10 protein-coding genes are annotated in these 14,025 nt (G+C 45.6%); all 10 read left to right on the top strand.

Annotation, left to right across the window (positions count from 1 at the left end; all coding sequences use genetic code 11):
• The first annotated feature begins 185 nt into the window (after positions 1-185).
• The 10 genes from U9S71_RS09740 to U9S71_RS09695 all read left to right on the top strand — a co-directional run bounded on the left by U9S71_RS09740 (position 186) and on the right by U9S71_RS09695 (position 14,020).
• Complete coding sequence (locus tag U9S71_RS09740) at positions 186-1,457, top strand: Gfo/Idh/MocA family oxidoreductase (protein ID WP_326327097.1); 1,272 nt, start codon at positions 186-188, stop codon at positions 1,455-1,457.
• 21 nt (positions 1,458-1,478) lie between these two features.
• Complete coding sequence (locus U9S71_RS09735; protein WP_326327096.1) at positions 1,479-4,886, top strand: 3-keto-alpha-glucoside-1,2-lyase-like domain-containing protein; 3,408 nt, start codon at positions 1,479-1,481, stop codon at positions 4,884-4,886.
• 82 nt (positions 4,887-4,968) lie between these two features.
• A complete protein-coding gene (locus U9S71_RS09730) occupies positions 4,969-5,154 on the top strand; it encodes a hypothetical protein (protein WP_326327095.1) in 186 nt (61 codons plus the stop codon).
• Between the two features lie 1,089 nt (positions 5,155-6,243).
• Positions 6,244-8,070, top strand: coding sequence for an ABC transporter ATP-binding protein (locus U9S71_RS09725; RefSeq protein WP_326327094.1), 1,827 nt, complete (start codon positions 6,244-6,246; stop codon positions 8,068-8,070).
• 11 nt (positions 8,071-8,081) lie between these two features.
• On the top strand, positions 8,082-9,248 hold the full coding sequence (locus U9S71_RS09720; protein WP_326327093.1) for a glycosyltransferase family 4 protein: 1,167 nt from the start codon (positions 8,082-8,084) through the stop codon (positions 9,246-9,248).
• Complete coding sequence (locus U9S71_RS09715) at positions 9,245-10,237, top strand: glycosyltransferase family 2 protein (RefSeq protein WP_326327092.1); 993 nt, start codon at positions 9,245-9,247, stop codon at positions 10,235-10,237. The genes U9S71_RS09720 and U9S71_RS09715 overlap by 4 nt, the downstream gene beginning before the upstream one ends.
• Before the next feature lie 112 nt (positions 10,238-10,349).
• Positions 10,350-11,255 carry a class I SAM-dependent DNA methyltransferase gene (locus U9S71_RS09710; RefSeq protein WP_326327091.1) on the top strand — a complete coding sequence of 302 codons (906 nt, stop codon included), beginning with the start codon at positions 10,350-10,352 and terminating at the stop codon, positions 11,253-11,255.
• Between the two features lie 67 nt (positions 11,256-11,322).
• Positions 11,323-12,351, top strand: a complete 1,029-nt coding sequence (locus U9S71_RS09705; protein ID WP_326327090.1) for a UbiA family prenyltransferase — start codon at positions 11,323-11,325, stop codon at positions 12,349-12,351.
• 207 nt (positions 12,352-12,558) lie between these two features.
• Positions 12,559-12,951, top strand: coding sequence for a response regulator (locus U9S71_RS09700; protein WP_326327088.1), 393 nt, complete (start codon positions 12,559-12,561; stop codon positions 12,949-12,951).
• Positions 12,935-14,020, top strand: a complete 1,086-nt coding sequence (locus tag U9S71_RS09695) for a sugar transferase (protein ID WP_326327087.1) — start codon at positions 12,935-12,937, stop codon at positions 14,018-14,020. The genes U9S71_RS09700 and U9S71_RS09695 overlap by 17 nt, the downstream gene beginning before the upstream one ends.
• Positions 14,021-14,025 lie beyond the last annotated feature (5 nt).

Genomic DNA, 14,025 nt, shown 5'->3' with positions numbered 1-14,025 from the left:
ACAGCGGGGACATTACGTTTTAAATTAGTATCCAAAAATACGCAATAATACCGGATTCCGATACAGTTTTGTTACATATTTGCAAATAACCCTAATCTTCTTGAAAAAAATTGAAAAAGTTTTGGTGTTGATTAAGGAAATAATAAATTTGTGACTTCGGAACCGATTTGGAAATCAGAATAACCATGAAGAAAGAAAACACGTCCCGTCGGGATTTTATTAAGAAATCAATAGTGGGGGCAGCGGCATTCAGCATTGTCCCCCGTTTTGTTTTAGGTGGGCAGGGCTATTTAGCGCCAAGTGATCACCTCACAAAAGGCGTTATTGGAGTAGGTGGCATGGGCCGGGGGCATTTCGGCTATGCAGGTACCAAAACCGTGGCCATCTGTGATGTGGATACCCGCCATTTGGCCCTTGCCATGAAGCAGCTGGGCGATAATGGTGTGAATCAACTAGCGGATTTCCGCGAGTTGATTCAACTTCCGGAAGTAGACATCGTACATATTGCAACGCCACCGCATTGGCACGGGCTTATGGCAACGGAGGCCGCACGTATGGGCAAGGACATCTGGTGTGAAAAACCGATGACCCGCACCATCGGTGAAGGCAAGAAAGTGATGGAAGCGATTAAGCAACGTGGTAATATTTTCCGTTTGAATACCTGGTTTCGTTTTGATGCCAATTTTTATGGGATGAACGTGCCGGTAAAGCGGATCAAGAAACTGGTTGATTCGGATATGTTGGGGTGGCCGTTGAAGGTGACGATTAGCAAGCACACCGGATTTGATTGGAAATTCTTTTGGGTGGGTCGTGAGAACCTGCCCGTACAGGAAGTTCCGAAAGAACTGGATTACGATATGTGGTTGGGCCCGGCACCTTATAAACCGTATAACGAACATCGTGTACATACGACATTCCGTGGCTACTGGGATTATGATGGCGGGGGGTTAGGCGACATGGGGCAACATTACATCGACCCGGTCCAGTACTTCCTGAATAAGGACGGAGAGAGTCCCATTACCGTTGAAGTGGATGCGCCGCAACAACATAGCGATGCCGTAGGCACCTGGCGGAGGATTACATTTACCTATGCCGACGGTTGCCAGATCGTTCTCGATGGCGAAGGTAAAGATGCGGGGATGCCTTATATCGAGGGACCGAAAGGGAAGTTGTATAGAGGATTCAAGTCGGACATCCCGGACATGGAACGGAAACTCGCCTCGTTTCCAGACCCGGAGCCGCAAATGACCGACTTTGTGGAGGCGGTGAAGACACGCCAGAAGTTTGCACTTAACGAAGAGAATGGGTTTCGGTCTTGTACCATCGTGAATATGGGGTTAACGGCACTACGTCTCGGACGGTCACTGAAGTTTGACTCAGCGAAGCTCGAATTTATTGATGACGAAGCAGCGAACAGATTACTTGACCAACCCATGCGTGGCCCTTGGTCGTTATAAACTTACAAAATATAGATATCCATGATAAGGTCCATAGTTGCGCTCCTAGCGCTATTTATATTACAAGCACCGGTGTATGCCCAACAGGGCGACACCCGTACGACGACCACCAAGATAGCCGATATATTGGCTTTACAGCCATCGGAGACGCCCCAGCGGCTTAACGATGCGATGGGACAGCTGGAGCGGTTCACTGCTGCGGATATTTCGGCACTGCTTTCTCAATTGACGCCGCCGGGACAAGGGGACAATGCGGGTATCGAATATGCAACAAACAGTTATAGTTATCATGTGTTGTTACCCGGTAAAAACCAGCAGCGGGCCACTTTTATACAAGGTGCTACAGCTGCGTTGGCCGCACTGGATAACAAAGACAATAAAGGGTTCGTCATACAGCTATTGCAAAATGCGGGTGACGACACAGCGGTGGATGCGCTTAGCGGTTATCTTACCGATGACTATCTGAGTGAAAAGGCTGCACGGGCGCTTGCCCGTATCGGCACGGAAACGGCGGGGACCGCGTTACTGAAGGCCCTGCCCCAAGCGACCGGAGTAGCGGAGATCAATATCATTAACGCGCTGGGGTTCATGGCTTACTCCCCAGCAGAACAGTCGGTTTTAGCCAAAGCAAGCGCTACCGATACAAACCTGCAAAAGGTGGTGTTATACGCCCTTTCCCGGATCGGCGGAACAGCGTCCGGGTCGGTTTTGATGGATGCGGCCAGTGCGGCCGACTATGCGTACGACCCGACAGATGCGACGGCGGCCTATATCAATTACCTCCATCGGCTTGTCGAGCTGGGCGAAGTAAAGACAGCCGGCAAACTGGCATCGCGATTATTCAAGAGCACCCAGGCGGATAGTCAAATTCACAGCCATTTCGCAGCGCTGGAACTGCTGACGAAGATCAAGGGAGAGAGACACGTAAACAAGCTATTAAAGGCGGTGAAAGACGATGATTCTGTGTATCGGAATGCTTCGTTAGGCTTATTGGTGCCTTACCTCAATGACCGGACAACGGCCAAGCTGGTTCGTAACGCTGCGAAGGGCGACGAGCATGCTCAAGTGGACATTCTTCGGTATTTGGGAAATCAGCGGCAAACTGTAGCCCTGCCAGCCGTCCGAAAGTCACTGCATTCAACATCACCTGCCGTGCGGATAGCAGCGGTGCGGGCGCTCCATCAATTGGACAGTGATGCCGAGGTGAAAGAATTGATTCCGCTGTTGGAAAACACGGATGGTGAAACAAGGGCTGCCATCAAGGGTGTATTGCTTGTATCGGAGCAGGAGCAGCTTATACAAACCGTAACTGAAGCGCTCTCGGCAACGAAGAACGATGATGTGCGAATGTTGTTGATTGACGTGCTGGGCCGGCGTGGTGCGGGCGAAAGCATGCCGGTAATGCTAGACATGGTTAACAATGATGCCGGTGACGAGGCAAAAGCGGCGGCTTATGCAGCGCTGCCGAAGATCGCACGTGCGGACGACCTCAATAGTCTGTTGGGGCTGCTGGTCTCTACGGATGAGCGGTACATTGGGCATGTGCAAAATGCGGCAGTCGTGGCGGTAGATCGTGGTGCCGATAGGGGTAGCCAATTGCAACAGGTCATCACCAGCCTTAAAGGTGCAGGTGCCGGCGTACAACCCCATTATTTCCCCATTTTGGCGGGAGTCGGTGGACCCCGTGCGCTGGCTATCGTTTCGGACTACACCGAAGGGGATAACCCGGCTTTGCGCCGCGCAGCCACTTCGGCATTGACGGATTGGGCAGATGCGGCGGCCTTACCAAAATTGGTCGAGTTGAGCCGTAAAAAAGTGATGGATAGCGGTCAATTGGGTGAAGTGATCAACGGCCTGGTGCGTATTGTTGGTATTGCCGATGTGCCTGCCGACCAAAAGGTGCTTTACCTGCGTGATGCATTTGAAGTCGCCCAAACGGACGGCCAGCGTAAGACGGTATTACAGGCGCTGCAAGGTCAGAAAACCTATCAAGCCCTGCTATTTGCCGGACAGTTTATGGATGATAAAGAACTGGGCGCCACCGCAACAAATGCGGTAATAAACATTGCATTGGAAAACAAACAGTATTACGGCGCAGCGGTAACTCGATTACTGAAAAAAGCAATCGCACGTTTGTCAGGAAGCGAGAGCAGCTACCAGCGTGAGGCCATTCAGAAGTATCTTGATGGGTTGCCCGAAGGTCCGGGCTATGTATCGTTGTTCAATGGGCACAACTTAAATGGATGGAAAGGGCTGGTAGCGAATCCGATAAAACGCGCTGAGATGGACGCCAAAACGCTCGCCGCTGAGCAAGTGAAGGCCGACGAGGTGATGCGTGAAGGATGGTACGCGGAAGACGGCGTATTACATTTCAATGGCCATGGCGACAACATCGTTGCGGCAAAAGAATATGGCGATTTCGAGCTGTTGGTCGACTGGAAGTTAGATAAAGATGGAAAAGATGGCGATGCTGGCATTTATCTGCGCGGCACACCTCAGGTTCAGATATGGGATACGTCGCGCGTGAATGTAGGGGCGCAGGTCGGCTCCGGCGGATTATATAACAACCAAACGCACAAAAGCAAGCCACTTAAGGTGGCGGACAATGCATTGGGCGAATGGAATACGTTCCGTATCACCATGATTGGCGATAAAGTAACAGTATATCTCAATGGTGAATTGGTGACCGACAATGTGGTGCTTGAAAATTATTGGGATAGAAGCATACCGATTTTCCCCACGGAACAGCTCGAATTGCAGGCGCATGGTACGCATGTGATGTATCGTGATGTGTATGTGCGGGAGCTCCCGCGCCGCGAGACGTTTACCCTCAGTGCAGAAGAAAAAGCCGAAGGTTTCGAAGTGTTGTTTGACGGAACCAACCTGGATGCATGGACCGGCAACACGACAGCCTATCGGGTAAGTGATGAAGGCACGTTAGCGATCTATCCTGAAGAAGGGTCGGGGGGCAATCTCTATACGAAGGACGAGTTTGCCGATTTCATTTACCGGTTTGAGTTTCGGCTGACGCCCGGTGCGAACAATGGCATTGGCATACGGGCACCGTTGGATGGCGACGCTGCTTACGGCGGTATGGAGATCCAGGTTCTTGACAATACCGCCGATATGTATAAAAACCTGGCGGAGTACCAATACCACGGTTCGGTCTACGGGGTTATTCCGGCCAAGCGAGGTTTCCTGAAGCCTATGGGCGAATGGAATACCGAGGAAATCTGGATCAAGGGCAACAAGATAAAAGTGACGCTGAACGGGACGGTGATTGTGGATGGTGATTTGGCCGAAGCGTCTAAGAACGGCACGTTGGACAAGAAACAGCATCCCGGGTTGATGCGGACATCGGGTCATATCGCGTTCCTCGGGCATGGTTCGGAAGTACATTTCCGGAATATCCGGGTGAAGCGGTTGTAACTGATTACGGAACCGATCGGCTCAATTGGGCCACCGAAATGGTTGTAGGCGTTACAGATACGAAACAATAAGGAGGCAAGTTATGAGTACGTATGAATTGCTGAAAGCAGAAGGGTTTGAGCTGGGTGTCGAGCAGAAGAGCTACGAGGTTGTGAGCAATCTATTGGCTGCGGGGGAGTTCTCCGTTGCTGAAATTGCTAATTTTGCTACGGTAACCGAAGACTTCGTCAAAAAAGTTCGTGCTGATTTGAGCAAGAAAAAGAAATAGTGCAACTAGTGCGCCATTAATGAACATTGAGCCATCCTACTTTGTTGGGATGGTTTTTTTATGCTTTTTAATTTTTGGGTTTTTCTGCATCATGCTTGGCTATGGCGGCGACTAATTTTGTTTCATATTCGAGCCGGAGTTCCTTTTGGCGTTCTGGCGAGTTCAATTGGAGATGACCACGGGCTGCTAAAAACCTGTACTGGGTTTTCTTTTTGTTGCTAATGCCGTTAAGTATAATCTTCCGGATAGACGCACCGATATACGGTGCGGCATTAGCGTTCTATTATTATTATTATTATTATTATCCGCAGCATTTTAAAAAATATAGATATAAATCACTTTTGTTTTTTTCGATTCTTTTAGTGGCCCAGTTGATGATTCCCTTATTTATTTATATGGTGACAGACCTTACAGGTGGGGTTGCCGGTGAGCATCGTATACTATGGCAGCTTTTTGGCTTTTTTTATTTTGACATTGCCTAGGCGTGTGCGACTCTTTGTATACCCTGGCTATTTTACGTCGGAATCACATGGCGGTTAGCAAGGGATATGGTCACTTATGTCAGCAAAGTAAGCTATAGTATTTATCTGGTGCATTCCAGCTTGGTGATAGGTGCATTTTTACCTTACATCGGCAGCTACTTTTTTGGTGATATGTATTTTGGGGGGCATAAGCTATTGTTACTTTTTACGTATATTACGTATATTACTATTTCCTCGTTAATGCTGTATTACTTCGTCGAAATGTTTTTTTTTAGCGCGAAGAAGCGGTGGATTTCGAGATTAAAGGGACAGGATTTGAATCCCGCTCCCCTTTGATATTTTAATGATATAATCGACTTAATTGACCCTGTAGCATTTTTTCTACAAAAGAAGATAAAGGCGTTACAATATATTACAAACTTTCTGATTTTTTGGACCTTTGTTGCGAATACATTTATGCTATGACGAGAGTAATCAGTTTATTACCTATATTAATGGAGGTAATCCGTATAACTCGAACTTGGCGAATGGTATAGGGAATTAGTGTCCATGTATTCCTTATGAACTTTATTTACATTATTTTGGCCTGCAAGGGTGTAAAGAATCGATGGTAATAGCTGTAACAAATCGGGTAAAAGAAATTGGTGCGCAATTGCGGATTGGCCGGACTATCGGGTTGCTGTGGTCACTCTCGAAGCAGATGACCTGTTTGTTGGTTTTCATGGTTGTATTGGAAACGTTTGCTTTATACACCTCTTTATACGCGATAAAGATATTAATTGATTTGGTGACTGCATCTTCAAATCATATGGCGTTGAATGCAGATCAGATTATCACACAGTTGATCATCGCGGCATCGGTAACGGTAGCTTATCATGTTGTAAAGGCTGTGTCGGGTTATGTTACTGAACGGCAGGCAGCCACTGTTTCTGAGCTAATCAACGACAAGATACATGAGAAGACCGTCAGCATCGAATTATCATTTTATGAACAACCTGCCTATTTTGATATTCTACAACGGGCGAAGAATGCAGGGGCCGATCGTCCGAGTGCATTGATTATTGCTATTCTTGATACGGCTAAGCAGGTCCTTAGCTTGTTAGCCATCGCCTCCATTATCGTCCATATCGATTGGATTTTATTGCCTCTGCTGGTACTATTTGTCTTGCCTACGTTATTTATACGCATATACTTTTCGGATAAACTGAATGTTTTCAGACTTAAGACCACATCTTTAGAGCGACATGCTACGTATTTCGGACAGCTGATTACGTCCGAAGTCACCGCAAAAGAGGTGCGAGCCTTTGATTTAGGTAATTATTTTAAGCATAAATACTTGAAAATAAGGCTGCAACTTTTAGCCGAACGGTTGAAAATTTCCCTTGCGCGGACAAATGGAGAAATTATTGCAACAACACTGGCCAGTCTAGGCCTGTTTGCTTGTATCGGGTATACCATAAATCAAGCTTTGGATGGTAAAGTCACAATAGGGGATATTGCCATTTTCTTGGTAGTGTTCCCTCAAATTTTTAACTTTCTTCAAGGGGTTGCTTCTGGCATTTCTTCCATTTATCAGCATAATATATTTATTAATAGCATTTATGAATTGCTGGATTTGGAATCACCTAGACACCTTCCGTCTTCATCACCCATTGAACTGCCCATCAGTGATGCTTCAGCCTTGACCTTCAAAGATGTGGGTTTTAAGTATCCACATTCGGAGCGGTTCACGCTTCGTAATATCAATATACAGGTTCCCAAGGGGAAAATCATAGCGCTGGTAGGAATGAATGGTGCTGGTAAGAGTACACTTATCAAGTTGATGACGAGGCTTTATGATCCGTCGTTTGGCTGTATAAGGCTTAACGGGGAGGACGTTCGTCGGTTCTCGCTGCAAGATTACCGGAAAAACTTCGGTGTCGTTTTTCAGGATTTTTGTAAATACAATGTGTCGGTCGCCGAAAATATTCGTTTGGGTGATGTAGACTACGATAACCCTCGCGTAGGGGCCATAGAAACAGCTGCGACCCAATCGGGGGTCCATGAATTTGTAACGGAGTTTCCAAAGGGTTATGAAACCGTGATGGGGCGGGTTTTTGATGATGGTCATGAATTGAGTATTGGTCAGTGGCAGAAACTAGCCATCGCCCGGGCATTATATGGCCGCGGCCGTTTTTTGATTTTTGACGAACCAACGAGTGCGCTTGATGCGAAGTCCGAACAGGACTTCTTTTCGATGTTGTCCGAGCATCACCGTGACAAAGGGATCCTGGTAATTAGTCATCGTTATTCTACGATCAAGTACGCCGATTATGTTTATGTGCTGAAGGGTGGGGAAATAGTACAAGAAGGATCGTTTATTGAACTAAGCCATCAGGAGGGCGACTTCGTGAATTTATTTAAAGAAGAAATATTAAATGAAACACAACTTTAAACTTACCGTTTATGAATAGCCATGTGGTTATTTTAACGACATGTTCGGACGATTGGGGCGGTAGCGAGGAATTATGGGCGAAGAGTGTTCCGTTTATTAGGGATGCTGGTCATTCGGTGACGGTTTGCAAAGCAGAAATTGCCCTTGAGCACCCCAAATTTATTGAATTGAAGAACTTAGGGGTTACGTTTCAGGCGATATACCCAGACCTTCAGGGCTTTGGTAAACGGTTAATAAGACGCGTTGGAAATGAGCTTTGGAAATGGCGCAATCGGAAAAATGGATTGTTGGATCTGGTTCTCCATGGAAGTGTTCAGGCGTTTGAAACTTATCTCCGTCGGGCCAAACCGGCATTTGTCATCATATCTCAGGGTATAAACTTTGATGGATTAGCTTTTGCCCATCCTTGTCTAAAATTGGGGATTCCGTATGTCATTATTGCACAAAAAGCCGTCGATTTCTATTGGCCGGGGCCACAAGACCGACGTGTAATGAGGGAATTACTCCTACACGCCAAACGTTGCTTTTTTGTTTCCAAACATAATCTAAGGTTGACCGAAGAGCAATTTGGTGTGCGCCTGACGAACGGAGAAGTCATATTCAATCCGATCAAGATTAGTTCACCGATTCCTTACCCTGCGTTGCAATCGACCTATCGCTTTTGTTGTATCGCGCGTCTGTTTATTTTAGACAAAGGCCAGGATATGCTATTGCGGGTATTGAGCTTGGAGAAGTGGAAACGTCGCCCTATTCATGTTTCCTTCATTGGAAAAGGGATGGATAAAGAAGCATTGATGGAGTTAGCGGCACTACTTGATGTAAAGAATGTCAGTTTTGAAGGGTATACAGATCGAATCGATGAGGTTTGGAAAACACATCACATGCTCGTATTACCTTCGCGAAGTGAGGGACTACCACTGACCATTATGGAGGCCATGATGGCGGGGCGACCAGTCATCACCACCGATGCAGGAGGGAATGCGGAGTTTTTAGAAGATGGGGTTTCGGGGTATATTTCCCTGCCTGCTGAGCGGTCGCTTGATGAAGCAATGGAACGTGCTTGGCAGCAACGCGACCGGTGGCAAGAAATTGGACAAAATGCCTCAAAATGCATCGCGCGAGAGGTGCCTTCATCACCAGAAGAAATATTTGGAAAGAAAATACTAGCGATTATATGACCAGCCAACCTTTAATATCCGTTATTATTCCGACATTCAACCGAGCCCATACGGTGTTAAGGGCGATTAATAGTGTTTTGGACCAACGATACCGACATATACAGCTTATCGTGGTAGACGACGGTTCTACAGATGGCACACGGGCTTTGTTGGAATCTAAGCCTGGAATTGAATACATTTATCAAGACAATGCGGGTCAAGCTGCAGCCAGAAATACCGGAATGCGCCAAGCTCGTGGAACGCTCATATCGTCGCTAGACTCGGACGATTATTGGACGCCGGGTTTTCTGGAGGTTTGTGTCGGCAAGTTACGCGATTATGATGCTGACTTTGTTTTTACGAATTGGAATCAGAAATCGAAAATTACTGGAAATTGGGAAGACTTTCTTTCATCAGACCCTTTTTTATGCAATTACCTGTCGAAAGAAAAAAAAGGTTGGTTTTTTTTGGATAACGAGGATTTGAGAAAACTCTATCTGATGGCGTGCCCTTCGCCTTCGTCTTCTGTGGTATTAAAGCGGAGTTCCATGGTTGGCGGTTGGAATTGCAAGTTAAATATCGGCGACGATTGGGGGCTCTATTTGGATATGATTCTTGCTAAGCCCTGCAAAGCGGTTTTTACATTGGAAAGGCTTTGGTATAAAGATTTGGACGGTCAAAATATCTATGATGGGCGCGCCCGGGAGGAGGTGGTTAAATTGCTTCTAGTTGAGGATACCAACGAAATTCTTATTAAATACCGAGATTGGCTCACGCTAAGCGAGCAAAGATTATTGGAACAACGGTATGTAGCCGGACTTGTGGAGTTCGGAAAATATCAATTGACAAAAAACGGTCATCTAATCGATTTCTCCCGGCGCTTTGTACAAGCACTTTCAATTGACGTAAAACATACGTTGATTACCGCGGCCAAGCTAATGAAATCGAGCCTTCGTAATGGCTATCAGCGGATGATGTATCGGATGAATTATATAAAACCAAGCCGTTGAAAAAGACAGCTCGATGTGAGCAAAATGTGTTGCAGACAAAATGTGATTGCAGATGAAACTATTCGCGTTGCTTGATCATTATATTCCATATTAAACACTATAGAAAATGTCAATGTTATTAAAAGAAATCAAAAATGCCGATCATTTATACGATGATCAATACGCGAGCTTATACAATGATGCTTGGTGGAATCAAGATATTTGGAAGCCTGCAGCCGAGTTCCACATTCGTACGCTCACTTCGTTACTGAAAACAAGTAAAAATTGGCTCGATGTAGGGTGTGGCACGGGCTACTTTTTGAGTAAATTTCCTGAGGTCGACCGAATGGGGCTAGACTTATCGACCAATATGTTGGACCGCGCGCGCATGGCTAATTCGGAGGTTGCATTTGTGCAACAAAGTATGACGGAGAAAAACGAGTCATTGGAAGGGAAGTTCGATTTAGTATCCTGTACCGGTCAGCCGTGGTCCTATTTGCCCGATATGGATGCAATTGAGCGCTCCGTGATAAGAATGGCTGAGTGGACATCACCAAACGGCACGTGTATGCTGACGCCCTTCGATATATTTGATGTTTTGGAATTGGAACTTCCAGCTGATTTCTATGACATGTCCGCAAATATCACAAGAGATTTTGCGCCAACGCCGTTGGGACTTATTTGGACCTATAAAGAGTTTGATGGGAATTATTATCCATTATTAAGCCCCAACCTCGATCAGTGGGTGCGGTGGTTTAGCGTGTTTTTTCGGAAAATTGAGATTGTGTTTCGCGCAGATGTGCCTCGCGGAACATTGCAAGCATTACGAAGGATTATCGTGTGCAGTGAGAAACGCGCCCCCGGCGACGATACGCCCGCCAGCATCGTGTATCCAAATGAACCATTACACCTCGTGAGAGAACCTGATTCTATACAAAATACGATGAATGTGTTATCGAGCAAGCAGTTGGTGTCAGAATTATTCAACAGATTAAAATCCGGGAGATTGTTGAAATCCGCGTTAAGGCGGCTTTCTTGAAAGCGGATGGTTTTCGATAACGTTTTGTCGATAGGTATGTAATATTGTTCGTTTTTGTTGGGTGTAAATGAAGCAGTATATTGTGACAATAAGGAAGATGGTTCGAGCAGCAGAATGGTGGGAATATAAGCTAGTTCCACTATTGGGTATTGGCTATGCTACCGCATTTGTGTCCAAGACACCATTGATTGAAGCGGTCCCAACTCTTCTTATTGCATTTGTCGGTCTAGTCATAGGTGCGGTGTTCGCGAGTCTGATTAACGATGTGACCGATATAGATGATGATTTGGAGGCTGGTAAGAAGAATCGGATGGCAAAGTTTTCTGAAAGGAGCCGATGGGTATGTCTCGCGGGTTGTCTTACCTTGGGCGTGGCGTTCGGGATTATCATATATCCGGATCTTTTGTCGCTATTCTTTTACGCAATGGCTTGGCTTTCCTTTATCCTCTATTCGGTTCCCCCAATCAGATTGAAAATAAGAGGAGGAATAGGTGTTGTATGTTGTGCATGTGGAGAAAGTTTGTTTCCGGCACTTTTTATCGTGTCGGAATTCATTTATTACACCGGATTTTCAGCTCATTTTTGGTGGTTCATAACCGTAGGAATATGGGCGTTTGCTTCGGGTTTACGCGCGATTTTGTGGCACCAATTTGTTGATCGGGAAAACGACATCAACACGAATACAAACACGTTTGCAACAAAAGTAATACCCGAAAAATTCAGACCTGTCACTACCATACTTTTTGGCGTAGAATTAATTGCTGCTATAGGTATGCTTTTACAGATTCAATTGTTTGTTATTTGGATAGGCCTGTTGTTATATGTTGTCCTGGTAATGATTCGTTACAAGCGATATACCAGCATCCCCATCGTCCTGCTGACGCCTGCCAACGCGCAATGGCAAGTGCTGATGATGGATTTTTATCAGGCATTCTTGCCTTTAAGTTTACTTGTCGCTGCGAGCTTGAGCCAACCATGGGCGTGGATGATTTTATTGGCTCACGCCATACTTTTCCCTAAGACGATTTTTATCGCTGCCCGAGACTATTGGCGGGCCGTTTTTTATTTATATAGAAAGGTTGTCAGATACGCTTGAAAGGAGTTCATCAATCAAGGTATTCGTGCTTTTTTACGCTAATTTTTACAACAGTAGCGCTGAACGGACGATGTATTGTTTATACGCTATAAGTATGTAGTGCTTTGGCTACAAATGCAGTTTATTCATCTGTTTTCTTATTCTATTCGTCAAAAAAACATGCAGATTTGCGCGTGTTAAAGGTTTTCTAAATGAGAAGATAAATACATGAAAAAGAATATACTTCTAGTAGAAGACGAGCCTATTATCCATCGACTGCTCCACTTTATTTTGTCGAAAGAATTCGATGTGCAATCGACGGTTAATGGTTACGAGGCATTTCTTTGGTTGGAGAATCAACATTATACACCAGACTTGATTATCATGGACTGGATGATGCCTCAAATGGACGGAGGTACATTTCTGAAGTGTCTCAAAGTAAGTGGGCTGTATAGTGAAATTCCAGTCATTGTACTCTCCGCTTCGCCGCATGTGCAGGAGGAGTTGACCAATCTGCCGTTTTCTACGGTTAGCTATCTCCACAAACCTTTCGATCCGATTAAATTGAAAGAAACTATTGGAAGTATCTTCAAGACATCGCCCTATGGATTTGTTAACTAATGTAAAACAAGAGCAGTTTTTTTTGACAGTGTCGGTTGCCTATCTGGGCACTAAGTTCAGGGATGAGTTCGAAGATGGCATGTTTGATAATGTCGAAATTGCCAAATTTGATAAACCAGCTGATCTGGAGCGGTACATTCGGGAATGTCCGATGCTGCAAATACCGGAAGTGTTGTTGCTGGAATTAGGCGATGAGATTTCAGAGACGCAGCGATTGATTGCTCAATTAAGAGGCAACACAGTAACTCGGGTAATCAGTATCATCCTTTTGAGCTTTAAAGGGAATAGACGGGTCGTTGTTGATATATTTAAGCCGTTGGTGAACGATATTTACTTTTACCCCATTAACGTCGCCGATGTCAGGGAACGTATCAAGCTTATCCTGAGATTTAAATATCTACAAAGTGGACAGCCAGTATACATGGGGAAGCAATTCCCTAAAAGTTACGAGATGCCAGTGACCAAACGGATTTTCGATGTACTAGTTGCTAGTCTCGTGTTATTCATGGCTTCTCCATTATTGTTGCTGATTGCTGTATTCATTAAACTGGACTCTAAGGGCCCTGTACTATATAAAAGTAAGCGGGCAGGAACAGGGTATCGTATTTTTGACTTCTACAAGTTCCGTTCCATGCGGGTAAATGCCGATAAGGAATTGGCCGAACTGTCGGCATTGAACCAATACGCGGCAAATGGCGGTGAGTCGGCTTTCGTCAAAATAAAGGATGATCCAAGGGTTACGAAATTAGGTTCCTTTTTGCGGAACACCAGTTTGGATGAGCTTCCGCAGCTTTTTAATGTGTTGAAAGGAGATATGTCGTTGGTGGGCAACCGACCATTGCCGCTATACGAAGCGCAGGAACTGACATCAGACGAATGGGCCTTACGTTTCTTAGGACCGGCGGGAATTACGGGTCTTTGGCAAGTAACAAAGCGAGGCAAAAGTGAAATGTCTGATGAAGAGCGCCGGCAACTGGATAATGATTATACAAATCATTTTTCGTTTTGGACGGATTTGAAGATTCTATTGAAGACGATTCCAGCAGTGTTTCAGAAGGAAAAAGTGTAACATGA

It is taken from the genome of Parapedobacter flavus (assembly GCF_035818675.1).
Classification (GTDB): Bacteria; Bacteroidota; Bacteroidia; order Sphingobacteriales; family Sphingobacteriaceae; genus Parapedobacter; species Parapedobacter flavus.
This window is presented reverse-complemented; position numbering and strand designations above follow the sequence as displayed.